The 25,420-nt window shown below is 72.5% G+C and carries 21 protein-coding genes and 1 tRNA gene; 9 read left to right on the top strand and 13 right to left on the bottom strand.

Annotated elements, in window-relative coordinates:
- Window positions 1-10 precede the first annotated feature (10 nt).
- Both AQJ30_RS20625 and AQJ30_RS20620 read right to left on the bottom strand, forming a co-directional pair.
- Window positions 11-1,132, bottom strand: coding sequence for an SPFH domain-containing protein (locus tag AQJ30_RS20625; RefSeq protein ID WP_067236160.1), 1,122 nt, complete (start codon window positions 1,130-1,132; stop codon window positions 11-13).
- 116 nt (window positions 1,133-1,248) lie between these two features.
- A complete protein-coding gene (locus tag AQJ30_RS20620; RefSeq protein ID WP_067236156.1) occupies window positions 1,249-2,607 on the bottom strand; it encodes a peptidoglycan-binding protein in 1,359 nt (452 codons plus the stop codon).
- A 207-nt stretch (window positions 2,608-2,814) separates the two neighbouring features.
- Between AQJ30_RS20620 and AQJ30_RS20615 the strand changes: the two genes are divergently transcribed.
- A tRNA-Lys gene (locus tag AQJ30_RS20615) sits at window positions 2,815-2,888 on the top strand.
- Window positions 2,889-2,948: 60 nt separating this feature from the next.
- Here the strand turns inward: AQJ30_RS20615 and AQJ30_RS20610 are convergent.
- The 4 genes from AQJ30_RS20610 to AQJ30_RS20595 all read right to left on the bottom strand — a co-directional run bounded on the left by AQJ30_RS20610 (window position 2,949) and on the right by AQJ30_RS20595 (window position 6,111).
- On the bottom strand, window positions 2,949-3,617 hold the full coding sequence (locus AQJ30_RS20610) for a class F sortase (RefSeq protein ID WP_067236153.1): 669 nt from the start codon (window positions 3,615-3,617) through the stop codon (window positions 2,949-2,951).
- Between the two features lie 14 nt (window positions 3,618-3,631).
- Window positions 3,632-4,189, bottom strand: a complete 558-nt coding sequence (locus tag AQJ30_RS20605; RefSeq protein ID WP_067236151.1) for a hypothetical protein — start codon at window positions 4,187-4,189, stop codon at window positions 3,632-3,634.
- Window positions 4,190-4,345: 156 nt separating this feature from the next.
- Window positions 4,346-5,125 carry an HAD-IIA family hydrolase gene (locus AQJ30_RS20600; protein WP_067236148.1) on the bottom strand — a complete coding sequence of 260 codons (780 nt, stop codon included), beginning with the start codon at window positions 5,123-5,125 and terminating at the stop codon, window positions 4,346-4,348.
- An 86-nt stretch (window positions 5,126-5,211) separates the two neighbouring features.
- On the bottom strand, window positions 5,212-6,111 hold the full coding sequence (locus tag AQJ30_RS20595; protein ID WP_067236146.1) for a hypothetical protein: 900 nt from the start codon (window positions 6,109-6,111) through the stop codon (window positions 5,212-5,214).
- Window positions 6,112-6,389: 278 nt separating this feature from the next.
- On the opposite strand from AQJ30_RS20595, the gene AQJ30_RS20590 reads away from it, so the two are divergent.
- Window positions 6,390-8,432, top strand: a complete 2,043-nt coding sequence (locus tag AQJ30_RS20590) for an NAD(+) synthase (RefSeq protein WP_067236144.1) — start codon at window positions 6,390-6,392, stop codon at window positions 8,430-8,432.
- 295 nt (window positions 8,433-8,727) lie between these two features.
- Here AQJ30_RS20590 and AQJ30_RS20585 read toward each other — a convergent pair whose 3' ends face one another.
- The gene (locus tag AQJ30_RS20585) at window positions 8,728-9,975 is read right to left on the bottom strand and encodes an ROK family transcriptional regulator (RefSeq protein WP_067236138.1); all 1,248 of its coding nucleotides are present in this window, start codon (window positions 9,973-9,975) and stop codon (window positions 8,728-8,730) included.
- Between the two features lie 56 nt (window positions 9,976-10,031).
- Here AQJ30_RS20585 and AQJ30_RS20580 point away from each other — a divergent pair, with 56 nt between their 5' ends.
- Together AQJ30_RS20580 and AQJ30_RS20575 are read left to right on the top strand one after the other, a co-directional pair.
- Entirely contained in the window at window positions 10,032-11,105 is a 1,074-nt protein-coding gene (locus AQJ30_RS20580) for a Gfo/Idh/MocA family protein (RefSeq protein WP_067236136.1), read from the top strand.
- Between the two features lie 47 nt (window positions 11,106-11,152).
- Entirely contained in the window at window positions 11,153-11,668 is a 516-nt protein-coding gene (locus AQJ30_RS20575; RefSeq protein WP_067236135.1) for a heme-degrading domain-containing protein, read from the top strand.
- Window positions 11,669-11,683: 15 nt separating this feature from the next.
- Here the strand turns inward: AQJ30_RS20575 and AQJ30_RS20570 are convergent, their stop codons facing one another.
- The 4 genes from AQJ30_RS20570 to AQJ30_RS20555 all read right to left on the bottom strand — a co-directional run bounded on the left by AQJ30_RS20570 (window position 11,684) and on the right by AQJ30_RS20555 (window position 14,645).
- Complete coding sequence (locus AQJ30_RS20570) at window positions 11,684-12,541, bottom strand: fumarylacetoacetate hydrolase family protein (RefSeq protein ID WP_067236133.1); 858 nt, start codon at window positions 12,539-12,541, stop codon at window positions 11,684-11,686.
- A gap of 287 nt (window positions 12,542-12,828) precedes the next feature.
- On the bottom strand, window positions 12,829-13,593 hold the full coding sequence (locus AQJ30_RS20565; protein ID WP_067236131.1) for a YidC/Oxa1 family membrane protein insertase: 765 nt from the start codon (window positions 13,591-13,593) through the stop codon (window positions 12,829-12,831).
- A 126-nt stretch (window positions 13,594-13,719) separates the two neighbouring features.
- Window positions 13,720-14,055, bottom strand: coding sequence for a DUF6412 domain-containing protein (locus AQJ30_RS20560; RefSeq protein ID WP_067236129.1), 336 nt, complete (start codon window positions 14,053-14,055; stop codon window positions 13,720-13,722).
- Between the two features lie 62 nt (window positions 14,056-14,117).
- A complete protein-coding gene (locus AQJ30_RS20555; protein WP_067236128.1) occupies window positions 14,118-14,645 on the bottom strand; it encodes a winged helix-turn-helix transcriptional regulator in 528 nt (175 codons plus the stop codon).
- A gap of 68 nt (window positions 14,646-14,713) precedes the next feature.
- Here AQJ30_RS20555 and AQJ30_RS20550 point away from each other — a divergent pair, with 68 nt between their 5' ends.
- The 3 genes from AQJ30_RS20550 to AQJ30_RS20540 all read left to right on the top strand — a co-directional run bounded on the left by AQJ30_RS20550 (window position 14,714) and on the right by AQJ30_RS20540 (window position 18,951).
- Window positions 14,714-16,135: an MFS transporter gene (locus AQJ30_RS20550; protein WP_067236126.1), complete on the top strand. Its 1,422-nt coding sequence runs from the start codon at window positions 14,714-14,716 to the stop codon at window positions 16,133-16,135.
- Window positions 16,136-16,340: 205 nt separating this feature from the next.
- Window positions 16,341-17,816, top strand: coding sequence for a glycoside hydrolase (locus AQJ30_RS20545; protein WP_067236124.1), 1,476 nt, complete (start codon window positions 16,341-16,343; stop codon window positions 17,814-17,816).
- A 118-nt stretch (window positions 17,817-17,934) separates the two neighbouring features.
- The gene (locus AQJ30_RS20540; protein WP_067236123.1) at window positions 17,935-18,951 is read left to right on the top strand and encodes an SEC-C domain-containing protein; all 1,017 of its coding nucleotides are present in this window, start codon (window positions 17,935-17,937) and stop codon (window positions 18,949-18,951) included.
- Window positions 18,952-19,364: 413 nt separating this feature from the next.
- Here the strand turns inward: AQJ30_RS20540 and AQJ30_RS20535 are convergent, their stop codons facing one another.
- Window positions 19,365-20,387, bottom strand: a complete 1,023-nt coding sequence (locus AQJ30_RS20535) for a YDG/SRA domain-containing protein (protein WP_067236122.1) — start codon at window positions 20,385-20,387, stop codon at window positions 19,365-19,367.
- A 159-nt stretch (window positions 20,388-20,546) separates the two neighbouring features.
- Between AQJ30_RS20535 and AQJ30_RS20530 the strand changes: the two genes are divergently transcribed.
- Window positions 20,547-23,702: a DEAD/DEAH box helicase gene (locus AQJ30_RS20530; RefSeq protein WP_281200949.1), complete on the top strand. Its 3,156-nt coding sequence runs from the start codon at window positions 20,547-20,549 to the stop codon at window positions 23,700-23,702.
- Between the two features lie 2 nt (window positions 23,703-23,704).
- On the opposite strand, the gene AQJ30_RS20525 is transcribed toward AQJ30_RS20530, so the two are convergent.
- The gene (locus tag AQJ30_RS20525; protein ID WP_067236119.1) at window positions 23,705-24,370 is read right to left on the bottom strand and encodes an ATP-binding protein; all 666 of its coding nucleotides are present in this window, start codon (window positions 24,368-24,370) and stop codon (window positions 23,705-23,707) included.
- Window positions 24,371-24,575: 205 nt separating this feature from the next.
- Here AQJ30_RS20525 and AQJ30_RS20520 point away from each other — a divergent pair, with 205 nt between their 5' ends.
- Window positions 24,576-25,418 carry a helix-turn-helix domain-containing protein gene (locus AQJ30_RS20520; RefSeq protein WP_067236574.1) on the top strand — a complete coding sequence of 281 codons (843 nt, stop codon included), beginning with the start codon at window positions 24,576-24,578 and terminating at the stop codon, window positions 25,416-25,418.
- Window positions 25,419-25,420 lie beyond the last annotated feature (2 nt).

The following is a 25,420-nucleotide window of genomic DNA, read 5'->3' as shown; positions in this document are numbered from 1 at the left end:
TGACGCGACGTCAGGGTCCCTGCTCACCGCGCCCGGAGCAGAACGCCACCGTCAGGTCCTTCACCAGCGCCTTGCGCTCGTAGTCGTCGAGGTCCACCAGCCCCCGCATGGTCAGCCGGGTCACCGTGTCCTCCACCGAGTCCACGACCGAGGTGAGCACGCTCGCCCGCTGCTGGGCGTCCAGCGCGGCGATCCGGCGGCGGTGCATCGCGGCGGCCACCTCCGGCGCGTACTCCACCCGCACCGGCCGCACCGAGAACACCTCCACGCCGACCGCCTCCGCGTCCCGCGCCACCAGCCGGGTCAGCCGCTCCCCCGCCGCCTCGGCCGAAGCGCGCCCGGGACCCGGCGCCTCCACCGGCACCCGCACCACGGCCGCCTCCACGCACGCGCGCAGGTACGCCTCGTGGTCGTCGACGCCCAGCGCCGCCCGCGCGGTGTCCCGCACCCGCCACACCACCAGCACGACCACGCGCAGCGGGACCCCGCTGCCGTCGGCGGCCTGCATCGGCTCGCTGCGCCAGTGCCGCAAGCGCACGTCCACCCGGCGGCGCAGCAACAGCGGGTTCACCCACAGCAGGCCGGTGCGGCGGACCGTCCCCCGGTAGCGGCCGAACAGGCCCAGCACCGAGGCCCCACCGGTCCGGCCGCGCCCCAGACCGCCGAAGCCGAACAGCGCGAGCGCCGCCGACCCGGCGTACGCCGCCCACTGCGCCGGACCGAGCCCGGTCCCCGCGTACGCCGGCAGCCGCAGCGCCCCCTCCACCGGCGCCGGCAGCACACCGGCCCACCAGGAGGCGGCCGCGCAGCCGGCCGCGCCGCAGATCCCGGCCAGCACCCCCACCGCCCCCGGCAGCACCCGCGCCGGCCGCTCGGCCAGGGCGGTGTCGACGGGAGCGGGCGGGCGGGGCGCGGCCGGTGCCGGGCGACGCAGGCGGGGCTGCTCACCGGTGCCCTGCCGCCGGGACACCACGGTCGGGGCGAGCGGCACGGGCCGGGGGTCGGGCTCGTCACGGAAGAGCAGGTGGACGGGGATCTCGGTGGTGGCCTCGTTCTTGATGAGCCGGACGGGCCGCGGCGGCCCCTCGGCCGCTCCGCCCGGCTCCGGTGTGTGTGCGGTGGTCGTACTCATGGGTGCCTCCAGCCTCCGCGCCAGATGCGTCACGACAGGGGGTACGGGTCCGCACAGGCGGGCGGGCCCGGGCGGATGGGGGGCGGCGGGGGCCGCCCGGTGCCTGCGGTGCCTCCTCACCGGAAGAGCCGGCGCCAGGTCTCCGGCCCCGGGTAGCCGTCCGCCGCGCCCCCGCGCCAGCCCTGGGCGCGCTGGAAGGTCTCGACGTTGCGCCGGTCGGCCTCGCCCCAGCGCGGCCCCGGCCCGGTCGTGTAGTGGGTGCCGAAGCCCTTCTCCACCAGCCGCCGGCCCAGCTGCGTGACGTGGGCGTTCTGCGCACCCGGCCGGAACATCGCCTTGCCCGGGAAGGCGGGCGCGCCCGGGAGCGGCGAGGGGCCCGGGGTGCCGGAGGTGCCGGACGCGATGTCCCGGCCGCCCCCGGAGACCAGCAGGGACCAGGTGCGCGGCCCCGGCACGCCGTCGGCGTCGCCGCCCCGCCAGCCCTGGGCCAGCTGGAACGCCTCGGTGGCTCGGCGGTCCGCGTCGCCCCAGCGGGGACCCGGCCCGGAGCGGTAGAAGGACGCCCCGCCGCGCGCGACCAGCATCTGCCCGAGCCGGGTGACGTACGCGTTGTCCGCGCCGGGACCGAAGGACGACCGTCCGGGGTACGCGGCCTGTCCAGCGCCCCCCGCACCTCCGCTCCCGCCGCCCGCACCTCCGCTCCCGCCGCCCGCCTCCGCACCGGCCGTGTCGGCCGTGACGCCCTTGTAGCGGTAGGGGACGTACTGGCCGGAGTGGCTCCAGTAGGCGTAGGGGGTGCTCCTGCGGCGGGTGGCCGGCGGGGTCTGCTCGTAGGCGACGTAGGACGTGCGGGTGTAGTCCGTCCAGCCGCCGAAGATCACGACGTGCGAGCCCTTCTGCGGGTTCGCGGGGTTGTGGAACAGCAGGATGTCGCCGGGCTGGAGGTCGCCCTTGCCGATCCGGACGCCGAACCGGCCGAGGCTGCCCGTCCACTCGTTGCCCGGCAGGCCCCAGGCCATCGACACGAAGCCGGAGCAGTCCTGGCGGTAGCCGTCCGACCAGAACGCGCCCATGCTGTACGGGACCTGCGCGGCGACCCACACCTTGGCCCGCCGGATGATCTCGGCACGGGTCGTCGGCGGGGTCTTCACGCCGGTCAGGGGCTGGGCCGGGGTGCCGCCGGGGCCGTGCAGCGGGGCCTGGCCGCCCTGCGGGGTGCCGGGCTCGTCCTGCGCGGGGGCGCCCGGCCGGTCCGGGGTGCGGGGAGCGGTGTGCGGGGCGGCCGCCGCGGCGGGAGCCGCGCCCAGCGCCGCGCCGGTGGCGGCGGCCGCGGTCGCCACGGCCGCGAGGAACCGGCCGGCCGGGGACCCGGGCCGCCCGCGAGGCACGGCGGGCCGGTTCAGCGGGCCCGGACCGCAGGCGGGGCAGTCGCAGTCGCTCCCGGGATCGACGTCCTCGAAAGCCGGAGCCTCCATGCGATACCCCTCACACTCCTGACCGACATGTCCCTGGCTGTGCACATTGGTCAGCTAATCAACTGTCGTCCCGGCGCGCATGTTGACGGTCCGAATGATGTACGCCGGGGTGCGGGGCCCTCCCGGGCCGCCGGGTGACCACCCGGTGACGGGCGGGCGGTGGTCCGGAGCACCGGCGGGTGTCCTGTAGAGTTGGGCCGTCAGCAGGCGCCGCTAGCTCAGTTGGTTAGAGCAGCTGACTCTTAATCAGCGGGTCCGGGGTTCGAGTCCCTGGCGGCGCACCGACACGAGAAGGCCCTCCGCGCGAGCGGGGGGCCTTCTTCGTCGCGCAGGCGAGGCGGCTAGCGGGCCACGCCCGTCAGGTACGCCGAGACGATCACGTTCGCCGCGTAGGTGCCGCTCGCCCGGTCGAAGGTGCCGCCACAGGTGACCAGGCGCAGTTCGGCGCGGCCGGCCCGGCGGGGGCCGTAGGCGCGGGCGGCGTCGAAGCGGTCGCGCGGGACGACCTCGACGTCCTCCACGGTGAACACCGCGACCCGGCCGTCGGCCCGGACCACCCGCACCGCCGCCCCCGCCCCGAGTGTGCCGAGCCGGGCGAAGACGGCCGGGCGGGTCCGGGTGTCGACGTGTCCCACCAGCAGCGCGGCGCCCCGGGCGCCCGGCGTGGCGCCCTGCGCGTACCAGCCGACGACGCCCGCCTGGTCGTAGGGCGGCGGGTCGATCGCGCCCCGGGCGTCCAGGCCGCGGGGGAGGACGGGGGCCTGGACGCCGAGGTCGGGGACGTCGATGCGCTGGGGCGCTGCGGTGCCGAGCGGCTCGGCGGCCGGGGGCAGGGGCGTGCCGGGCGGGCGCCCCGGGGCCGCGGCGCCGGTGACGGTGGGCACGGCGGGCCCCGGCCGTACAGCGGTGACGTCCAGCCCCCACAGCCACAGCCCGAGCAGCAGCACCGCCCAGGTCACGCCGGTGAGCAGGCGTGACCTGGCGGTGGAGGTGCGGGGCGCTTCCCTCATCGTCCGGTCATCGTTCAGTCCGCCTCGCGGTGGCGGCGCGCGCTGCGCAGGACGACCGCGGTGGCCGCCACTCCGGCGAGGACCAGGCCGGTCACCGCCTGGGCCGCGCCGGGGCCCTCGATGCGGGCGTCGGCGACGGTGATCTGCGCGGTGCCCCCGCCGCCCGCGGCGACGGGCGCGACCGGGGAGGCGGCGGGGGACGCTCCGGCCCCTTGGGCAGCGGAGGCCGCGGCGACCTGGACCGTGCCGTCGACCCGCACGTCGCCGCAGGTGACACGGACGGGGTGGGCGCCGGGGGCCGCCGTGGTGCGCACCCGGGTCTCGCCGACGAGGGTGCCGTCCGCGCCGGTGAGCCGGGCGTCGGCGACGAACGCCTCGGAGACCGCGACCGCCGTCCTCGACGCGCAGCCGCCGACCCGCACGGTGACGTCGGTGCCGGGAGCGGGCGACGACGGGGCCACCGAGACACCGCGCCCGTCGGCCGCCGCCGCGTACGCGGCGGGGGTCAGAGCGGTGACGGCCAGAGCGGCGGCCGCCGTTGCCGTACGGACTGTGACCTTCAGTGCACCCATCGTGAAACCTCCTGGCACCTGGAGGCTCCCCCGCTCACCCCGGCACCGCATCCTCGGGAGTGCCGGAATTGCGCCGAACGGGTGGTTTGCGGGGCCGGACGGGTTTCGGAACCGAACAGCCGTCCAGCGGGACCGCCCGCTGGTCCGTCGGGTGGGTCAGATGCGGTCGACCAGGTCCGCGATCGAGTCCACGACGTGCGACGGGCGGTAGGGGAAGTTCTCGATCTGGTCGGCGCGGGTCAGGCCGGTGAGGACGAGGAACGTCTGCATGCCCGCCTCCATGCCGGCCAGCACGTCGGTGTCCATGCGGTCGCCGATCATCGCGCTGGTCTCGGAGTGCGCGCCGATCGCGTTGAGGCCGGTGCGCATCATCAGCGGGTTCGGCTTGCCCGCGAAGTACGGCTGTTTGCCGGTCGCCTTGGTGATCAGCGCGGCGACGGCCCCGGTCGCCGGGAGCGGACCCTCGGTGGAGGGGCCCGTCTCGTCGGGGTTGGTGCAGATGAACCGGGCGCCGTCGTTGATCAGCCGCACCGCCTTGGTCATCGCCTCGAAGGAGTAGGTGCGGGTCTCGCCGAGCACGACGTAGTCCGGCTCGTGGTCGGTGAGGACGTACCCGATGTCGTGCAGCGCGGTGGTCAGCCCGGCCTCGCCGATGACGTACGCCGACCCGCAGGGCCGCTGGACGTCCAGGAACTTGGCGGTGGCCAGCGCCGACGTCCAGATGTTCTCGATCGGCACGTCCAGGCCCATGCGGCGCAGCCGGGCGTGCAGGTCGCGCGGGGTGTAGATCGAGTTGTTGGTGAGGACGAGGAAGGGCCGGCCGGACTCCTTCAGCTTCTTCAGGAAGGCGTCGGCGCCGGGGATCGGTACACCCTCGTGGATGAGCACACCGTCCATGTCGGTGAGCCACGATTCGATGGGCTTGCGGTCTGCCATGGTGCCGTCTCCTGACCTACGCGGTACTGCGTGGGCCCCAGCCTAGCGATCAGCCGTGAGCGGCCCCCGGGCGACCGTCCCGGCGCTCAGCGCCGCCGGCGAGCCAGCACCAGGGCCGTACCGGCCGCCAGCAGGACCGCCGCGGCCGTGGCGGCGACGGGCGAGGCGAGACCGGTGCGGGCGAGCTCACCGGCCCGCTCGGTCAGGGAGAGGACGGCCTCGGCGGACGGGGAGCCGGACGGGGCGTCCGGCGCGGGGGTGGTGCCGGGGGCGGTCGCGGCGCCCGGGGTGGCGGGGTCGGCACCCGCCGGGGTCGCGGCGCCGGGGTCGGCGGCGGCCGGGCCGGTGGGTGCCGGGTCCCCCGTGACCGTGAAGCGGTAGTCGGCGGACTGGCCCACCCAGTCCCCGTCGTCGCCGTGCCGCTGCACCACGGCCGCGTCGGCGGTGATCCCGTCGGGCACGGTGTCCGAGGTGAACGCGAGGCGGACCCGCACGGTGACGGTGGCGCGGGGGCCGACCGTGAAGCCCGGGAAGCCGTCGAAGGCGCCGACCAGCTCGTCCTCGTCGGTGCGCTGGAAGCGCACGGGGTGCGGGCGGCCGTCGGCGTAGAACTCCAGCAGGGGCTGGGAGGGCCGCAGCGCGCGCCGGGCGTCGACCAGCACCACGACGGGGTGGACGCCGGTGCAGGTCCGGTCGGTGGTGTTGGTCAGGTCCAGGGACCAGGTGCCGTAGCCGCCGCCGGCTTCGTAGGCCGCGGGGCCGCCGCGCAGGCGGGTGGTGAGCGGGAAGTCCTTGGCGTCGGGGGCGTCGGGGGCGTCGCACGAGGGCGCGGCGGACGTCGTCGTCCGCAAGGAAGCGGGGGCGGGGGCGGGGGCCGCGGTCGCGGCGGTCATGGCCGCGGCGGTGGCGGTAACGGGGAACATGGTCGCGGCTAACGCGAGGCCGAGGGCGGTGGCGGGCGCGGGCGTGGTCGGTCGCATGGTCATGTGAGCCTGCCGGACGGGCCGCGGGCGCCGGGGGCGCCGCTCCGGGGCGGGGCACGGAGTCCGCCCGTTCAGCTCATACGACTGGCATACGAGTGGCATGCGACCGGTGTGACCGGCAGCCGGCGGGGGTCCGCCGGAGCAGCCCGGGCTCGCTCCGCGTGCACCGGATCGGTGATCATGGGTAGACGGGTACGCGGAACACAGGCACGGCGCATACGGACGACGGAGTGCGGATGCCGGACGACGACGGGCATGCGCATGACGGATATGGGGTCACGGTGAACTTCTGGTCGCTCTATCAGCACGGTTTCGCGCGCATCGCCGCGTGCACCGGCCACGCCGCCATCGCCGACCCGCCCACCAACGCGGAGGCGGTGCTGCGGCTGGGCCGCCGGTGCGCCGACGAGGGGGTCGCCGTCGCGCTCTTCCCGGAGCTGTGCCTGACCGGCTACTCGATCGAGGACCTGATCCTGCAGGACACGGTGCTCGACGAGGTCGAGCAGGCCCTGCGGACCGTGGTCGAGGGGTCGGCCGACCTGCTGCCGGTGCTCGTCGTCGGGGCCCCGCTGCGCCACCGCAACCGGGTCTACAACTGCGCGGTCGTCGTGCACCGCGGCCGGATCCTCGGCGTCACCCCCAAGTCGTACCTGCCGAACTACCGCGAGTTCTACGAGGCGCGGCAGCTGGCCTCCGGCGAGGACGAGCGCGGCGGCACGATCCGGGTCGGCGGTGAGGACGTGCCGTTCGGACCCGACCTGCTGTTCGCCGCCGAGGACGTGCCCGGCCTGGTGCTCCACGTGGAGATCTGCGAGGACATGTGGGTGCCGGTGCCGCCGAGCGCCGAGGCCGCGCTGGCCGGCGCCACCGTGCTCGCCAACCTCTCGGGCAGCCCGATCACCGTCGGCCGCGCCGAGGACCGCAAGATGCTGTGCCGCTCGGCGTCCTCGCGCTGCCTCGCCGCGTACGTCTACGCGGCGGCCGGCCTGGGCGAGTCGACCACCGACCTGTCCTGGGACGGACAGACGATGATCTACGAGAACGGCGTCCTGCTGGCCGAGACGGACCGCTTCCCGCAGGACGAGCAGTACGCGGTCGCCGACGTCGACCTGGACCTGCTGCGCCAGGAGCGTGCCCGGATGGGCACCTTCGACCACAACCGGCGCACCCTCCGCGACCGCACCGGCGACTACCGGCGGATCGAGTTCCGGCTCGACCCGCCCGCCACCGACCTGGGCCTCAAGCGCCGCGTCGAGCGCTTCCCGTTCGTGCCCGCCGACGCCGCCCGCCTCGCCCAGGACTGCTACGAGGCGTACAACATCCAGGTCGCGGGACTGCAGCAGCGGCTCGCGGCGATCGGCGGCCCGAAGGTCGTCATCGGAGTGTCCGGCGGCCTCGACTCCACGCACGCGCTGATCGTCGCCGCCCGCGCGATGGACCGCTCCGGGCGCCCGCGCAGCGACATCCTCGCCTTCACCCTGCCCGGCTTCGCCACCAGCGACCACACCAAGGGCAACGCGCACCGGCTGATGCGGGCGCTCGGCGTCACGGCGGCCGAGCTCGACATCACGCCCACGGCGCGGCTGATGCTCAAGGAGATGGGCCACCCCTTCGCCGAGGGCGAGCCCGTCTACGACGTCACCTTCGAGAACGTCCAGGCCGGCCTGCGCACCGACTACCTGTTCCGCCTCGCCAACCAGCGCGGCGGCATCGTGCTCGGCACCGGCGACCTCTCGGAGCTGGCGCTCGGCTGGTCCACGTACGGCGTCGGCGACCAGATGAGCCACTACAACGTCAACGCGGGCGTGCCCAAGACGCTCATGCAGCACCTGATCCGCTGGGTGGTCAGCAGCGGGCAGTTCGACGACGAGGAGACCGACGAGACGCTGACGGCGATCCTCGACACGGAGATCAGCCCCGAGCTGGTGCCGGGCGAGGAGCTGCAGTCCACCGAGTCGAAGATCGGCCCGTACGCGCTGAACGACTTCACGCTGTTCCACGTGCTGCGCTACGGCTTCCGGCCGTCGAAGATCGCGTTCCTGGCCTGGCACGCCTGGCACGACCGGGAAGCGGGCGACTGGCCGACCAACTTCCCCGAGGCCAAGCGGGTCGCCTACGACCTGCCGGAGATCCGGCGCTGGCTCGAGGTGTTCTGCCACCGCTTCTTCGGCTTCGCCCAGTTCAAGCGCTCGGCCATGCCGAACGGGCCGAAGGTCGCGGCGGGCGGCTCGCTCTCGCCGCGCGGCGACTGGCGGGCGCCGTCCGACAGCACGGCGGATGCGTGGTTGCGGGACCTGGCGCGGTGGGAGTGGCCGGAGGGGTAGCTCTCCGGGCGGTGCGGTGCCTTTTTGCGCGGGTGGGGCGCCGGTGGGCTGGCTGTGCGGTGGCCGGGTGCGGGTTGTCTGCGGCTGGTCGCGCTTGCTGTGCGGTGGGCGGGTGCGGGTTGTCCGTGGCTGGTCGCGCAGTTCCCCGCGCCCCTGGGTGGGGATGGGGGGCCGAAGTTTCCAGCCCCGAGGTGTGTCGGGCCCGGCGCCGTGGGGCTTGCTGTGCCGTGGGCGGGGGCGGGTTGGGTGGGGCCGGGGTTTCCGGGGTGGCCGCGGTTCACCGTGACCCTTCGGGTCAGCCGTTCGCGCGGCCGAAGAGGGGGGCCAGGAGGAGTTGGGCGGCGCCCTCGGCGACGGCGCGGGCGCCGGCCGGGGCCAGGGTGACCGGGACGGTGCCGTCCGTCGCGCCCTCACGGCGGGCGCGGTCGTCCAGGACGGCGGCGACCCCGCGCACGAAGACCTCGGGCGCCCCGGCCACCGTACGGCCGCCGAGGAGCACCCGGTCGATGTCCAGCAGCGCGGCGAGGTTGGCTGCGCCGACGCCCAGGACGCGGGCGGCGCCCGGCAGGTCGCCGTGGTCGATGGCGGCCAGGCACAGGGCCTCGACGCAGCCCCGGTTGCCGCACGGGCAGGGCGGCCCGTCGAGCTGGACGACCTGGTGGCCGAACTCCCCGGCGCCGGTGCGGGCCCCGCGGTGCACCGTCCCGCCGAGCACCAGCCCGGCGCCCAGGCCGGTGCTGAGGTGGAGGTAGGCGAAGGACCCGCGTTCGCCGCCGACCGCGAGGCCCAGCGCGGCGGCGTTGGTGTCCTTGTCGACGACGACCGGCACCCCGAGCCGCCGCGCGAGCGCGTCCCGCAGCGGGAAGCCGTCCCACTCGGGGAAGCCCGTGACCCGGTGCAGGACGCCCCGGTCGTGGTCGAGGGGGCCGGGGAGGGCGACACCGACGCCGAGGAGCGTGCGGACGTCGCCCGGACGCGCGCCCTGCGGCCCGTCACTCCCGTCACTCGGCCCAGCGTCTTCCGTCCCGGCGGTCGCCCGAGCGCCGGCCGTCCCGTCGGCTGTCCGGGGGCCCCGCGTCCCGTCGGGCTCCCGGGCAGCGCCCTCCGCCCCGTCGGCCAGCAGGCGGCCGGTCTCGCGGACCACCGCGTCCACCACCGCGTCCGACCCCGCGCCCAGGTCCAGCGGGATGCGCCGCTGCGCCGTCACCGTGCCGTCGAGGTCGACCAGGACGGCCCGCAGTTCGTCGCGGTCGAGGTGCACGCCGATCGCGTGCCCCGCCTCCGGCACCAGCCGCAGCACCGTGCGCGGCTTGCCGCCGGTCGAGGCGCGGCGGCCCGCCTCTGTGGCCAGCCCCTCCGCCCGCAGCCGCGCGGTGATCTTGCTGACGGCCTGCGGGGTGAGCCCGGTGCGCTCGGCGAGCTCCAGCCGGCTGATGCCGTCCGGGCCGGCCGTCCGCAGCAGGTCGAGCACGAGCGCGGTGTTGTGGCTGCGCAAGGACGGCAGGTTGGCACCGCCCGTCGCTGCTCCGTTCGTCCTGTACACGTCTCCATTGTCCCCACCGCTTGCACTTTGGCAACAGCGTTGCGAAAGTGGGAGGCATGAGTGCTGCTGCTACCCCCCTGCGCGTGGGCTTGATCGGCTACGGCCTCGCGGGCTCCGTCTTCCACGCCCCGCTGATCGCCGCGACCGACGGCCTGGTCCTGGACACGGTGGTCACCTCGAACCCGGAGCGCCAGGAGCAGGCCCGCTCCGCGTACCCGGACGTACGCGTGGCCGGGACCGCCGAGGCCCTGCTGGACCGCGCCGACGACCTCGACCTCGTCGTCGTGGCCTCCCCGAACAAGACCCACGTGCCGCTCGCCACCGCCGCCCTGAAGGCCGGCCTGCCGGTGGTCGTGGACAAGCCGGTCGCCGGCACCGCGGCCGAGGCCCGCACGCTGGCCGCCCTCGCCGAGGAGCGCGGGCTGCTGCTGTCGGTCTTCCAGAACCGCCGCTGGGACAACGACTTCCTCACCCTGCGCTCCCTCATCGAGGACGGCGCGCTGGGCGACGTGTGGCGCTTCGAGTCCCGCTTCGAGCGGTGGCGGCCGCAGCTGAAGGGCGGCTGGCGGGAGTCCGGCGACCCGGCCGAGATCGGCGGCCTGCTGTACGACCTCGGCAGCCACGTCGTCGACCAGGCGCTGGTGCTGTTCGGCCCGGTCGTGTCGGTGTACGCGGAGTCGGACGTGCGCCGGCCGGGTGCGGAGGCCGACGACGACACGTTCATCGCGCTCACGCACGCGAGCGGCGTCCGCTCGCACCTCTACGTCTCCGCCACCACGGCCCAGCTGGGCCCGCGCCTGCGGGTCCTGGGCTCGGCGGCCGGCTACGTGAAGTACGGCCTCGACCCGCAGGAGGCGGCCCTGCGCGAGGGACTGCGCCCGGGTCCCGGCTGGGGCGAGGAGCCCGAGGAGCTGTGGGGCCGGATCGGCTCCGGCGAGTCCCCGGTGACCGGCGGCGGAGACCCCGTGCGCACCCTCCCCGGCGCCTACCCGGCCTACTACGCCGCGGTGGCCGCGGCCCTGCGCGACGGCGGCCCCAACCCGGTGACCGCCCTGGAGGCGGCCGCCGCGCTCGACGTGCTGGAGGCGGCCCGCCGTTCGGCCCGCGACGGAGTGGCGGTGGCGCTGTGACGAACGGCCAGGAGACCACCCGGCGATTCCCTACGGAGACCATCCCGATGTCCCACCCGACGACCACCCCGGCGTCCCCCTCGGTGACCACGCCGGACGGCACGCCGACCGTCGAGGAACTGCAGGCGCAGGAACGGCGCCTGGTGCTGCGCCGGTTCAGCTACGAGGACGCCTGGATCCTGGGCAGCCTGCTGGTCGGGCTGGCCCGGGAGCGCCGGGCGCCGGTGGCCATCGACATCCACCGCGCCGGCCAGCAGCTCTTCCACGCGGCCCTGCCCGGCTCCAGCCCCGACAACGACGCCTGGATCGCCCGCAAGCGCCGGGTGGTGGAGCGGTACGGCGAGTCGTCGTACCTCGTGGGCTCCCGGTTCCGGGCGAAGGGCACGACGTTCGAGGCGTCGTCCCGGCTGGACCCCGACACCTACGCGGCGCACGGCGGTTCGTTCCCGATCGCCGTGGAGGGCGCCGGTGTGATCGGCGCGGTGACGGTGTCGGGCCTGCCGCAACTCCAGGACCACCGCCTCGTGGTGGAGGCCCTGGAGGAGTTCCAGGCCGGGCGCTGAGCGGCCCCGGCCGGCTCAGGCGTCCTTCAGTTCCTGCCGCTGGCGGCCGAGCCCCGGGATCTCCAGTTCCACCACGTCCCCGGCGCGCAGGAACGGCTTGGGCTCGGGCCGGCCGAGGGCGACCCCGGCGGGCGTACCGGTGTTGATCACGTCACCCGGGTACAGCGTCATGAACTGGCTGACGTACCGCACCACTTCGCCCACCGGGAAGATCTGCTCGGCCGTCGTCCCGTCCTGCTTCAGCTCCCCGTTGACCCAGAGCTTGAGCGACAGCGCCTGCGGGTCGGGCACCTCGTCGGCGGTCACCAGCCAGGGGCCGAGCGGGTTGAAGGTCTCGCAGTTCTTGCCCTTGTCCCAGGTGCCGCCGCGCTCGATCTGGAACTCCCGCTCGGACACGTCGTGCGCGACGGCGTACCCGGCGACGTGCGCCAGCGCCTCCTCCGCCGACCCGAGGTACCGGGCCGTCCGCCCGATCACGACCGCCAGCTCCACCTCCCAGTCGGTCTTGGTGGACCCGCGCGGCACGAGCACGGTGTCGTACGGCCCGACCACGGTGTCCGGCGCCTTGAAGAAGACGACCGGCTCGGCGGGCGGCTCGGCGCCGGTCTCCCGGGCGTGGTCGTGGTAGTTCAGCCCGATGCACACGACCTTGCCGATCCGGGCGAGCGGCGGTCCGACGCGCAGCCCGGTGGCGTCCAGCGCGGGGAGGTCGCCCGCCCCGGCCGCCGCGCGGACCCGGCCGAGGGCGGCCTCGTCGGCGAGCAGGGCCCCGTCGATGTCGTCGACGACGCCGGACAGGTCGCGCAGCACCCCGTCGGCGTCCAGCACCGCGGGTCGCTCCGCTCCCGCCGTACCGACTCGCAGCAGCTTCATGGTCACCGTCTCCCTCGATCGCGGGCGCCCGGCCGACGTGGTGCGGCCGGAGTGCGGCCGGCGCAGCCGTCGGAGGACTGGTCGATCCTCCAAGGCGGGCGTCCACTCCGCAATACCCGGTTCACGTACTGGACCGTAGGTCCCGCGTAGGTCCCGCGTAGGTCCCGCGTAGGGCCCGTGCCCGGGCGCCGGTGACCGGCCCACCGGCGGCCCGGTGAGCCGACCCGGCGAGCGGTCCGGCGGGGGTCCCAGCAGGTGGTTCGGCAGGTGCCCCGGTGAGCGGCCGGTCAGCGGTACAGCACCGCCCGTTCCACCGCGGTCCACGTCGTGCTGGTCACCACGTACAGCGCGGCGGCCAGCGGGACCACCGCCACGGTGACCAGCGTGAGGAACGGCAGGAACGGCGCGACCCGCTGCACGGCCCCGAGCCCCGGCACCTGGTCCGCCCCGCCGGACAGCGCGGGGTTCGCCAGGGCCGCGGCCGACGGGGTTCCGGCGCCGGCGGCCTGCGCTGCGGCCGTCGCCCGCTTCGTACGGACGTAGCCGAAGCCGGCGACCACCGCCACGACCACGAACAGGGCGGCGTACACGAGCCCCGCCGCGCCGAACGGCCCGCCGTGGGCGAGCGCGTCGGTCCAGCGGTCGCCGAGGGGAGCGCCGAACAGCCGGTGGGTGAGCAGGGTGTTGGTCCCGCCGCCGACGGACGTGCTGGAGAACAGGTGGTAGAGGAGGAAGAACGCGGGCAGCTGGAGCAGGCCGGGCAGGCAGCCCGACAGCGGCGACACCTGCTCGCGCGCGTGCAGGTCGAGCACGGCCCGCTGGAGCTTCTCCGGGTCCTTGGCGTGCCGTCGGCGCAGCTCGGCGACCTGCGGCTGGAGTGCCGCCCGCGCCTTCTGCCCGCGTGCGGCCGCCCGGGACAGGGGGTGGACGAGGAGCCGTACGAGAGCGGTGAACAGGACGATGGCGGCGGCCGCGGCGGACGCGTGGAACAAGGGCTGGAGCAGGTCGGCGAGCTGTTCGACCAGGGTCGCGAAGACTGCGAGGACGGACATGGGTGAGGAACCCTCCGGGGGTCTCGTCGTGCCGGAAGCGGTGAGGACGGCATGACGGACGACCCGCGCGGGGTCATGGGACCACGGCGCCGATCAGCGGGCCCGCTGTGAGCGGCCTGCGGGGATCTACGAGCGACCTATGAGTGACACCTGCGCGACGGTCGTCCTCAGGAGGTGTCCTGGGGCCCGGGGCCGGGAGCGGCCCCGGGCGTCCGGGTCGCGCTGGGGCAGGAACGCCGTGCGGCGGTCGCGGTCCCGGATGGCGGTGCGCACCCGGGTGGGCGGCACGGCGGGCGCGCAGCGCGCGGCGACGAGGGAGCACACGGCGAGCGCGGAGGAGGCCGCGGCGGTCGCGGCGAGCGCGACGGTGGCGGAGAGGCTGCCGGCGTCGAGCAGGGCGACGAACAGCACGAAGAGGACCAGACAGGCGCCCAGGCGCGCGGCACCACGGCTCCGGACCATCGCTCCCCCTCCCCCGGACTCCCGTTCTCCGGGCCCCGCTTCGGTCGCGGGACCCGCGCCGCTCACACCGGATCCGGCTCCAGCGGCGCCAGCAGGCGCTTCGGCCTGAGCAGCGCGCGGCTGACCGGATCCGCCGGGTCGGGGTCGGCTCCCGGTCCCGGCTCCATGAGAACGTCCGGGACGGGCACGGTGGTTCCGCACGCGGGACATTCGCCGTAGGGGCCGAGTTCGGTGCCGCAGTCGGCGTGCCGGAACAGGCGCAGCGGCTTCCGGCCGAAGTGCTCGCGCCCCCACAGGCCCAGTGAGCGCAGGACCGGCCACAGGGCGATGCCGCGCTCGGTGGGGACGTACTCGTCGCGCGGCGGCGACTGCTGGTAGCGGCGCTTCTCGAGAAGGCCCTCGGCGGTGAGGGTCTGCAGGCGGGCGGCCAGGACGGCGCGCGGGATGCCGAGGTGGACGAGGAAGTCGTTGTAGCGCCGTACGCCGTAGAGGGCATCGCGCATGACGAGCAGCGTCCAGCGCTCGCCGACGATCTCCAGCGCACGGGCGATGGAGCACTCCTGGGTCGCGTAGTCCTTGCCGAGTGCCATGGCCCCTACTGTAATCAAGTCTCCGGAGTCGGTTCAATGACCGAACCTACCGTGCTACGGTGACGTGCATGCCCAGGTTCAATGAGCGAACCCTCAGTGCCGTCGCCGACCGGTCCCACCCGGGACCCGCCCCCTCCGCGCCGGCCGCCCCCACCGCCGAGGCCGCGGCCCGCCCCCGGGCCACCCTCGCCCTGACCAGCGCCGCCACCGCCGTGGCACTGATGACGTACACGGCGCCGATGGTCACGCTGCCCGACACCGCCGCCGCCCTGCACACCCCGCTGTCCGCGCAGGCGTGGCTGCTCAACGGCACACCGCTCGGCCTCGCCGCCCTGCTGCTGGTGGCGGGCAGCCTGGCCGACGACTACGGCCGCCGCCGGATCTTCCTGGCCGGCACCCTGGCCCTCGGTCTCACCACGGCGGCGGGCGCCCTGGCCACCTCCACCTGGGTGTTCACGCTCGCCCGCATCGCCCAGGGGGCCGCCAGCGCCGCGCTGCTCGCCAGCAGCCTGGGCCTGCTGGTGCACGCCTTCCCGACCGCGCGCGGACGGCTGCACGCCACCGGCGTGTGGGGTGCCTTCGTCAGCGGCGGCATCGCCGTCGGCCCGCTGATCGCGGGCGCGCTGCCCTCCTTCCGGGTCGCCTACGGCGTCCTCGGCGCCGCCGCGCTCGTCCTCGCGGCGCTCGGCCCCCGCGTGCTGACCGAGTCCCGCGCGCCACGGGGCGGCCGGCCGGACCTCGCGGGGGCGGTCACCTTCGGGCTGGCGCTGGTCGCCCTGGTCGCTGCGCTGACCCTGGGCCGCGACGGCTGGCTGCGCGCGGCCGTGGCGTGGCCGGCGGCCGCGACGGTCGTCCTGCTCGGCGCCTTCGTGCTCGTGGAGCGGCGCACCGCCAAGCCGATGATCGACCTGGCCCTGTTCCGCAGCCCCCGCTTCCTCGCGTCCTCCGCGGGCGGCCTGTTCACCGGGCTCGCGGTGATCGGGCTGTTCTCCTTCCTGCCCGCGCTGCTCCAGCAGTCCCTGGGCATGTCCGCGATGAACACGGCCTGGCTGTTCCTGCTGTGGTCGGGGCTGTCGTTCGCGGTCGCGCTCCAGGCCAAGCGGCTGGCGGGCCGGGTGCCGCCGCGCCACCAGCTCGTCATCGGCTTCGTGCTGCACGCCGTCGCCGTGGTGACGATGCTCGGCGCGCTCGGCTCCGGCTCCTGGGCGCGGCTGCTGCCCGGCCTGCTGATCGGCGGTGTCGGCAGCGGCCTGCTGAACGCCGCGCTGCCGCTGCTCGCGGTGGAGTCCGTCCCGGCGGCCCGCGCGGCGATGGGCTCGGGCGCGCAGCAGACGTTCCGCTACGTAGGTTCCTGCGCGGGCGTCGCGCTGACCATCGCCCTGGTGACGTCGTCCGGCGGGAGCCTGGCGCACGGCGCGGACGTGGCGATGGTCGTGTCGGCGGGGCTGGCGGGGGCGGGGGCGCTGCTCAGCGGGCTGGCGTCGAGGTAGGGAGTCGCCGCCCGGACCGCGGACTCCGGCTCCCGGGCGACTTCCGGACTTTCTCCAGAGGTTCGCGGAAGGGCCGCCGGAACCCTCGACAACACCGCGCACCGCCCCGATGCTCATCGACGCACGGGGCGGCCGGTGACGACCGCGCCGCCCCACCCCGACGCCGCCGGTGGGGACGACCGGCGGGTGAGCGAGCGGAGAAGCGATGATCCGGCGCAGAACACTGCTGGCGGCGACGGGAGGGGCGCTGTTCGGCGGCGCCCTGGCCACGGGAGCGGCCCACGCCGACGCGACGGTCCCCGTGAACCCGTCTGTCTCGTACGGCGATTGGGAGGGCTGGGGCACGTCCCTGGCCTGGTGGGCGAACGTCTTCGGCGCCCGGGACGACTTCGCGGACCTGTTCTTCACGACCGGCACGGTGACGTACGACGGCACGTCGCTGCCGGGCCTCGGCCTGACCATCGCCCGCTACAACCTGGGCGCGTGCAGCTGGAACAGCGTAGGCGGCACGACCATGGCGGTGTCGCCCAACATCCCCGCCTTCAAGCAGATCGAGGGCTACTGGCAGGACTGGAACAACGAGGACCCGGCGTCCCCGGCCTGGAACTGGACTGCGGACGCCACCCAGCGGGCCATGCTGCTGAAGGCGACGGCGCGCGGGGCGACGAGCGAGCTGTTCGCCAACTCCCCCATGTGGTGGATGTGCCTGAACCACAACCCGTCGGGCGCCGCGGCCGGCGGCACGAACCTCCAGCCCTGGAACCACCGCCAGCACGCCTCCCACCTGGCCGCGGTCGCCCTGTACGCCAGGACCCACTGGGGCGTGGACTTCGCAACCGTCGAGCCCTTCAACGAGCCGTCCTCGTCCTGGTGGACGGCCACCGGCACGCAGGAGGGCTGCCACGTCGACTCCGCGGTGCAGGCGTCCGTACTGCCGTACCTGCGCAGCGAGTTGGACAAGCGGGGCCTGACGTCGACGCGGATCGCGGCGAGCGACGAGACGAGCTACGACCTGGCGCGCACCACGTGGAACTCCTTCTCCGCGACGACGAAGGGGTACGTCGACCGGGTCAACGTGCACGGCTACCAGGGCTCCGGCGGCCGCCGCGACCTGCTGTACACGGACGTGGTGACGACGGCCCGCAAGGCCCTGTGGAACTCGGAGACCGGCGACGGTGACGGCACCGGCTACACCCTGGCCTCCGACCTGCTCTACGACTTCCGCTGGCTGCACCCGACGGCCTGGGTGTACTGGCAGGTGATGGACCCCTCCGCGGGCTGGGCGATGATCGCCTACGACGAGAGGACCCTCCAGCCGACGACGGTCCAGACGAAGTACTACGTCATGGCGCAGTTCAGCCGGCACGTCCGCCCGGGCATGCGCATCCTGGACACGGGCGTGAGCAACGCCGTGGCGGCCCACGACGCAGGGGGGCGCCGCCTGGTGATCGTCGCCCTGAACACCTCCGCCTCCGCCCAGACGCTGACCTTCGACCTGTCCCGCTTCACGACGGTGACGGGCGGCCCGGGCGGCCTGGTCCCGCGCTGGACGACGGTGACGGCGGGCGGCGGCGACCTGTACCGGGCGCGCTCGGACACGTACCTGTCCGGCAAGACCCTGAGCGTGCCGTTCCCGCCGAAGGCGGTGCAGACGCTGCAGGTGGACGGGGTGACGGTGTAGGACCCACGGCACGGCGGGCGGGGCGGGGCCGGGGCGGCCGCGGGAGGGTGCGCACGGTGACCGGACCGGCCAAAGGGGGACCTCACGTTTGTCACCGGCGGGCAGTACGGTGTCGTGCATGCGCCCCGACACGCCTGCCGAGAACGTCGACCACACCGCCGAAGCGGCACGCCTGGAGCGGTCCGCCGGCCTGTACCCGGAGGACGCGGAAGCCCTGCTGCTCCAGGCCGCGGCCCACCGGGAACTGTCCGGCGACCGCCCCGCCGCGACGGCCCTCTACGACCGCCTGCTGTCCGACGCGGCCGCGCTGGACAACCCCCACCTGGTGCGCGCCCTGAAGGCGTCGAACCTGTGGGAGTACGACCACGAGGCCGAGGCCCGGGCCATCATCGACGGCATCCGCGCGGCCGCCCCGCGCGACGCGGCGCCCTGGGTGATCGTGGCGGAGGCCCTGGAGGCGCACGACGAGCTGGAGCAGGCGCAGGAGACGTTCACGGAGGGCGCGCGGCTGCTGCTGACGGACGGGGAGGAGCCGCCGTACGCGACGCACCCGCTGCTCTTCGGCCGCCACCGGGTACGCCGCATGCTGGGCGCGGACCACGACGCGTGGGACACCCTGGCCGACGGCCTGAGCACGGGACCGGTCCCGCTGGACGAGCTGCACGACCCGGGACGCGTGTGGTCGCTGGGCTCGGACAACCCGGCGGAGCTGCGGGCCGAGATCAGCCGCCTGCGCGCGGAGCTGGGCACGTACCGCGAGGCGCTGTCCCGCCCGTTCCCGGTGGCGGTCCTGCACTGGCCGAAGGAAGAACTCACCGAGCTCACGGACGCCTACCCGAGCCTCTCCGCGGAGTACCCGTCCCACGAGGCGCACCTCGCGACCATAGAGTCCGACCTCCGCGAACTGGCCACCTCCGGCACCCCCAACCTGGGCATCGTCACGGGCACGGTCCCGTCGTACGAGGCGTTCGCGGCGTCCGAGGGCACGACCCCGGGCGACACGACACTCCTCCCCCAGTACGCGACGACCCTCGCGGCGCGCGGCCGAGCGGTGGCGTGGCCGCCGCAGCGGGGGGAGGCGTGCTGGTGCGGGTCGGGGGCACCGTACGGGGAGTGCCACGGCACGCAATCCTGACCGGCCGGGACGCGGGGCGGCAGGAAGCCGCTGAATGGAGGGCCGGCCCCACTCCGGCCGCCCGCGTCCGCGGTGCGAGGCCGCTGAAAAAGCAGGTCGGCGGCCCACCCCCCTGCCACGCGCAGGGCACCACGGACGAAGACGCACCCGCCATTCGCCCCGGCGTGCCCCCACTCCGCCGCCGCACCCCTCGACACGGGCCCACACCGCGACCAACGTCAGGGCACATCCCCTGGCCCCCCGCTTTCCCCGGGCCGCCCGCTCGCTTCTCCCCCGTGCTGGAGCGGCCCGGGTTAAGGGTGGCCCGCAGGGCCATCGGCGCAGCCGACGCGCAGCGCCCTTGAGGCGGGGCGCGGAGGCACGACACTGAAGAAGAAGCGGGCGGCCTTACGGTGCCCAGGAACGCCGCCGCCCTACTCCGGCGGAATCGGCGCGCGCCGGTCCCAATAGGTGCGGTGGTAATGCAGGTAGTCAGGGTGGACCTTGTGCTCGTCGTGCACCCGTAGCTTCGATCGCAGGGGTCCACCGAACAACCCGGCTCGGCGGATGATCGTCCAGTTGGGGTCTATGGTGACGGCGCCGATGTCCAACCCCACGTGACAGTTGGGACAGAGGCACAGGATGTTGGGCTCGACGTCCGGGCCGTGGTGCGGCTTCCCCAGGGGGCGTATGTGGGCGCCTTCGCTGTAGGGCTTCCCGTCCGGGCCCAACAGACGGAGCCCACACAGCTGGCACTCGCCTCCGTACAGTTGCTTGATCCGTTGCACCGCGGCCGTGTCGCGGACGAGGCGACGCACCCAAACGCTGCGCGACTTGGGGAACTTCTCAAGGCCCGGCGCGTCGCTGGCTACGTCGGAGTCCTGGGCCTCACCGGCTTCGTCGATCCTTTCCAGCACATCCAGGACCCGACGCTCCAATGACGTCTGTACCTGCTGCTCCTCTGGCAGCCGCTGCAAGTCGAACTGGCAGATGTCGATGGGTGACCCGTCCGGCGCCGAGGACTTCGACCGTGCGGTGCGCACCTCGGTGATTTCGTACAGACCGTCGTACCGGTAGCAGTCCGACGGCGAGTACCGCGGATCCCCTTCGTAGCCCCGAATCACACGGACCGGATAGCTCCGCTCGTAGCTGAGCCGTAGGGCAGCGTTGTCCGGGTAAGCCCAGGACTGACTGCGCAGGAGCTTGCCGCTGGCGTCCTTGTCCTTGCCCTCCGAGGCACCGGTGTACCGGATCCAGTCCCAGTGATCCTCGTCGTCCTCGTAGCCCCCATGCAGGACGATGGCGTCCCCGACCTTGCTCTTGTCCTGATCGATCAGCCAGGAGATGCCCCGCTGGTTCGTCTGGTGCAGCTTGGCGCGCTGGACGTCCAACCGTCGGTGGAAGGTCGCACCTACCGGCACGCCCTCGATATGCCCGATGACTCGTTCGATTCCCACCCGGCCATACTTGATCGCTCGTGATCAAGACTGTCAACCTCATTACACATTCAGCGCGTTGGTCGCTCACTCGGGTGCGCTCCTTGCAGCTTCCAGCCGGGTTGTCAGTGGTGTCTGTTACACATGGGCCGAGTTGCTCAAGCCATCCGAGGAGCCTGCGTGTCTGAGCTGGAAGATTCGTCTCGACCGGCCCCGGGCCTGTACGAGCAACTGATCACGCTCCGCTTCGAGCAACAGCTCAAGGAGCTCTCCCAGCTCGGCTGGCATCCGGTAGACATGCCGGTGGGGCCAGAGTCGGTCCCTCACGTGCTGGCACGTCACGTGTCCAAGACGGTGCAACGGGTCCTGCAGAGCCTCCCTGCGGAAGACCGCGTCCATGCGGCCAACCACATCCTGGAATCCATCAGCACGCTAGAGGGCGCTCAGGAGTGGGTCGACCTCATCGCGGAGGGCCCCCGCCAGCTCCTCGCACTCACTCGACAAGAGGCGCCTGGTGTCTTCGCCGTGCGCCCCGGCATTCCCCTCTCCGAGACCGCGCTCCTCACGAATGCCCCGGATGACCCCAGCCTCGGCTTCGAGCTGCGCGCCGAGCTTGCGACCGCTGACCACGTGGACTTGCTGTGCGCCTTCGTGAAATGGCACGGCCTGCGCGTCATCGAGCGATCACTGCAAGCCGCTCACGCTCGCGGTGTGCCCATACGAGTCCTCACGACCACGTACATCGGCGCCACCGAGCGGCGTGCTCTGGACCGCCTGGTGCAGGAGTTCAACGCCGAGGTCAAAATCAACTACGAGACGCGCTCCACTCGCCTACATGCGAAGGCCTGGCTCTTCCGCAGGAACAGCGGCTACAACACGGCCTACGTGGGCAGCTCCAACCTGTCGAAGGCAGCACTTCTCGACGGCTTGGAGTGGAATGTACGGCTGTCCTCCGTCGCCACTCCCGATGTCCTACGGAAGTTTGAGGCGACCTTCGAGTCCTACTGGAACGATCCCACCTTCGAAACGTATGACCCCGCGGCTGACGGAAGCCGCCTCCAGGAAGCGTTGGCAGTGGCCGGCGGGGCTCCCACTGCCGAGCGGCGTATCACCCTGTCCGGCCTGGAGGTACGACCGTTCCCCTACCAGCGCGACATGCTGGAGCGTCTGACGGTCGAGCGCGAGGTGCATGATCGGCACCGCAATCTCCTGGTCGCTGCGACGGGCACGGGCAAGACCGTCATGGCCGCCCTTGACTACAAGTACCTGCGTCAACGGCACGACCGTGACCTGCGCCTGCTCTTCATCGCGCACCGTAAGGAGATCTTGCAGCAGTCCTTGCGGACTTACCAGGAGATCTTGCTGGACGCCAACTTCGGTGAACTGCTCCACAGCGGGGAGATCCCCGATCGGTGGACCCACGTCTTCGCGAGCGTTCAGTCTCTCCATGCACGGGCCTTGGAAGGGCTCTCGCCGGACCACTTCGACGTCATCGTGATCGACGAGTTCCATCATGGCACCTCGCCTACTTATCGAAGGGTCGTTGATCACTTCCAGCCGCTGGAGCTGCTGGGCCTGACCGCCACCCCAGAGCGCATGGATGGCAAGAACATCCAAGACGAGTACTTCGATGGCCGGATCGCTGCAGAGATGCGACTCTGGGAGGCACTGGACAACGAACTGCTCTCGCCCTTCCACTACTTCGGCATCAGCGACACCACCGACCTGAGCGCAGTGGAGTGGAAGCGGGGGGCCTACGACACCAGCGCATTGAGCACTCTGCTCACCGGTAATACCGTCCGTGCCGGTCTCGTCTTGAAGGCCGTCAAGGAGAAAGTGACCGACCCGAGCCGTATGCGTGCCTTGGGCTTCTGCGTATCGGTCGCGCACGCCCACTTCATGGCAGAGAGCTTCCGCTCGGCCGGCATCGCTGCGGTCGCCGTATCCGGGGAGACACCTGCTGATCAACGGCGGCAGGCGCTGAACGACCTACGGGCAGGTGACGTGCAGGCGATCTTCTCTGTCGACCTGTTCAACGAAGGGGTGGACGTTCCCGACGTCGACACCCTGTTCTTGCTCCGTCCGACCGAGAGCGCCACGGTATTCCTCCAACAGTTGGGGCGTGGCCTGCGGCGCTCGTCGGGGAAAGCAGTGCTGACCGTGCTGGACTTCATCGGCCAGCACCGCAAGGAGTTCCGCTTCGAGACCCAGTTCCGTGCGCTCACCAATCTGACGCGCAAGAGGTTGTTGGACCACATCGAGCACGACTTCCCGCAACTTCCCTCTGGCTGCGCGATCATCTTGGAGGAGAAGGCGAAGCGCACGGTGATCGCCAACATCCGCGAACAGATCAGCGTCAATGTCAGGAACCTGGCGCGAGAAGTAGCGGAGTACGGTGAGTCCCACCTCGGCCGCTACCTCGATGAAAGCGGACGGGACATCAAGGAGCTGTACCGCAGCAACGGGAACTCCTGGACGGGACTGCTTCGCCGCGCCGGTCTGATGGAGCGCGAAGGTCCGGAAGGCGAAGCGGCACTCCTCAAGCGGGCCCCCGCCTTCCTCCACGTCGACGACCCCCTGCGGGTGGCCGCGTACACGCGCCTCCTAGAGGACGACGCCCCTCTCTACGTCGATCTCAGCGAGCAGGACAAGGCCTTCGCCCGCATGCTCTTCTTCCAGTTGTGGCCGCTGGGAGGTGTCACTAGGAAGGGATTCACCACGTACGAGGAAGCATTCGCCTACCTCAAGGACCACGACGCCGTCCGCAAGGAACTGCGCCAAGTGCTGGCGCACAACCTCGCGCACACGGAGCACGTGCCCATCCCCCTCCTCGGTATCGGTGGCCACAGTTCCACCCCACTCACGGTTCACGCGTCCTACAGCCGCGAAGAGATCCTTCCTGCTCTTGGCCAAGCCGAGGTCGGCGGCTTCCTCCCCGGTGACTTCCGCGAGGGCGTGAAGTGGTGCGACTCCATCAAGACGGATGCTCTCCTCATCACCCTGGAGAAGGATGAGAGGGACTTCTCTCCCCAGACCCGCTACCGCGACTTCGCGCTCAGTGAGACGCACTTCCACTGGGAGTCCCAGAACCAGACGTCAGAAACGTCTCCGACCGGCCTGCGTTATCAGCACCACGTCACCCAGGGAAGCGAGATCCTGCTGTTCGTCCGCCGGTACAAGACCACTGACATAGGCGGCGCTCAGCCGTGGATGCTCCTGGGGCCGGCGCAGTACGAGAGCCACGAAGGAAGTCGCCCGATGGCAATCACATGGCGCCTCAAGCACCCCCTGCCTGCCGAGGTGGTCACCTATGCCAAGGCGGCAGCCGCGAGTTGAGGTCACCACGGAAGTCCTGCCGCACCCCTCTCGACCTCGAAGCGCGTCTGAGCGCGGTCGAGGATGTCATCCGCATCATGCCCATGAGCCCGGAGCCAATGCAGCAGATCCGAGATGACCTGAACGACGGTGACCTCTGCCGTCGCCATCCCCAAACGACTCTGCTGCGCTCCGACGAGCACCGATTCATCGTTGTAGGCAGTGAGCACCCTCGCCACTCTCGCTCGGCGCCCTGCAGAGCTGGGCGCGTTGCCTAACACGGCCGTCGCCACCGCGAGTTCACACCAGGTCACCTTGCCGTCACCAGGGAGGTCGACGCCCCACCGTGAAGCCAGCGCGCTGACCAACGCCATGCCCCGGCCGCCTTCGTCGTCACCGTGCGCCTGGACGAGCGTCGGCAGTGCCCGCGCATCCGGGTCCCGCACTGCGATGCACAGCCGAGAGCCGCTCAAGGTCAGCGTGAGAGTCGCAGGAGTTGCCTCGCCTACGTGCGTGATGACGTTGGCGACCAACTCACTCACGCACAGTCGGGCGGTGTCGCTCACTTCAGGGACTCCCCAGAGCTCGACTTGGGTTGCCACAAGGGCGCGGAGGGCGCCCACCTCCTGCGCCTGGGCGAGGAAGGAGTGCACCCACGTTACGGATGGCACGAACAGGGGATCTTTCACGAATCTGCTCCTCCGCAGATGAAGGCTCTTCACACACTGAGACCTGCTGTGTACTCAGAGTTGCATTGAAACTCCCAAAATGAAACTCTCACGAAGCGGTTCCAGGGGTGCGATGCCCAGGTATGCGCCCCCGGCGCACGCCACCTTGCCTCGACGACCGACGCACCTGGACGATCTGACGTACTCAATCCGAGGGGTTATTTACATGGCGGTGGGACCCACCACTCGTAGACGCCAGTTGGGAGCTGACCTGCGTCGCCTGCGCGAACAAGCGGGCCTGACCCTGGAGGAGGCCGGTGCTCGCGTCGGCCTGTCCAAGGCGACGCTCAGCCGCTACGAGACCAAGGAAGGGCCCGTCAAATGGCCCACGGTCGACGCTCTGTGCCGTGAGTACGGGGCGTCCGATGACGTGCGGCAAGCTCTTGTCGAGCTGGCCAAGGCCGCGAAGGTCCAAGGGTGGTGGCGGTCCCTTGCCGACCAGATCCCCGAGTCCATGAACCTCATGCTCACGCTGGAGGATGAGGTAGTGCGCGAAGACCACTACGCGTGCATGTACATCCCCGGCCTGCTGCAAACGCGGCCCTATGCAGAAGCCGTGCACCGAGCCTCAGAGATGCAGTGCTCGGAGCGGGAAGTGCAGCACATGGTGGACATCCGCATGAAGCGGCAAGAGCTTCTGGAACGTGACGAGCCACCGCACATCTGGTGCGTCATCGATGAGGCCGCGATCAGACGCCAGGTGGGTGGCAAGGCGGTCATGGAGGAACAGCTCGCTCACCTGCTCGCCATGGCAGAACGGCCCCACGTGACCGTCCAACTGCTGCCCTTCGCCAAGGGCGCCCACGCAGCCGCCGTCGGCAGCTTCGTGGTGCTGCGCGGGCCCGCCCCGGACTTGGACGTGGTGTACGTGGATCTACTCAGCGGGGGCGTGTTCATGGAAAAGAAGCCAGAACTGGAGCGGTATAGGTTGGCGTTCCAGTACCTGAGCGCGCAGGCACTCGACTTCGAGTCGTCGGCGAGGCTTATCCAACGCGTGAGCGAGGAGTGACG

Origin of the sequence: Streptomyces longwoodensis, assembly GCF_001514125.1 — a bacterium.
GTDB classification, from domain to species: Bacteria; Actinomycetota; Actinomycetes; order Streptomycetales; family Streptomycetaceae; genus Streptomyces; species Streptomyces longwoodensis.
This window is presented reverse-complemented; position numbering and strand designations above follow the sequence as displayed.

Excerpts from the sequence above, each read along its gene's own strand:
- AQJ30_RS20625 (WP_067236160.1), bottom strand. The coding sequence starts at position 1,132 with ATGAGTACGACCACCGCACACACACCGGAGCCGGGCGGAGCGGCCGAG.
- AQJ30_RS20620 (WP_067236156.1), bottom strand. The coding sequence starts at position 2,607 with ATGGAGGCTCCGGCTTTCGAGGACGTCGATCCCGGGAGCGACTGCGAC.
- AQJ30_RS20610 (WP_067236153.1), bottom strand. The coding sequence starts at position 3,617 with ATGAGGGAAGCGCCCCGCACCTCCACCGCCAGGTCACGCCTGCTCACC.
- AQJ30_RS20605 (WP_067236151.1), bottom strand. The coding sequence starts at position 4,189 with ATGGGTGCACTGAAGGTCACAGTCCGTACGGCAACGGCGGCCGCCGCT.
- AQJ30_RS20600 (WP_067236148.1), bottom strand. The coding sequence starts at position 5,125 with ATGGCAGACCGCAAGCCCATCGAATCGTGGCTCACCGACATGGACGGT.
- AQJ30_RS20595 (WP_067236146.1), bottom strand. The coding sequence starts at position 6,111 with ATGACCATGCGACCGACCACGCCCGCGCCCGCCACCGCCCTCGGCCTC.
- AQJ30_RS20580 (WP_067236136.1), top strand. The coding sequence starts at position 10,032 with ATGAGTGCTGCTGCTACCCCCCTGCGCGTGGGCTTGATCGGCTACGGC.
- AQJ30_RS20575 (WP_067236135.1), top strand. The coding sequence starts at position 11,153 with ATGTCCCACCCGACGACCACCCCGGCGTCCCCCTCGGTGACCACGCCG.
- AQJ30_RS20570 (WP_067236133.1), bottom strand. The coding sequence starts at position 12,541 with ATGAAGCTGCTGCGAGTCGGTACGGCGGGAGCGGAGCGACCCGCGGTG.
- AQJ30_RS20565 (WP_067236131.1), bottom strand. The coding sequence starts at position 13,593 with ATGTCCGTCCTCGCAGTCTTCGCGACCCTGGTCGAACAGCTCGCCGAC.
- AQJ30_RS20560 (WP_067236129.1), bottom strand. The coding sequence starts at position 14,055 with ATGGTCCGGAGCCGTGGTGCCGCGCGCCTGGGCGCCTGTCTGGTCCTC.
- AQJ30_RS20555 (WP_067236128.1), bottom strand. The coding sequence starts at position 14,645 with ATGGCACTCGGCAAGGACTACGCGACCCAGGAGTGCTCCATCGCCCGT.
- AQJ30_RS20550 (WP_067236126.1), top strand. The coding sequence starts at position 14,714 with ATGCCCAGGTTCAATGAGCGAACCCTCAGTGCCGTCGCCGACCGGTCC.
- AQJ30_RS20545 (WP_067236124.1), top strand. The coding sequence starts at position 16,341 with ATGATCCGGCGCAGAACACTGCTGGCGGCGACGGGAGGGGCGCTGTTC.
- AQJ30_RS20540 (WP_067236123.1), top strand. The coding sequence starts at position 17,935 with ATGCGCCCCGACACGCCTGCCGAGAACGTCGACCACACCGCCGAAGCG.
- AQJ30_RS20520 (WP_067236574.1), top strand. The coding sequence starts at position 24,576 with ATGGCGGTGGGACCCACCACTCGTAGACGCCAGTTGGGAGCTGACCTG.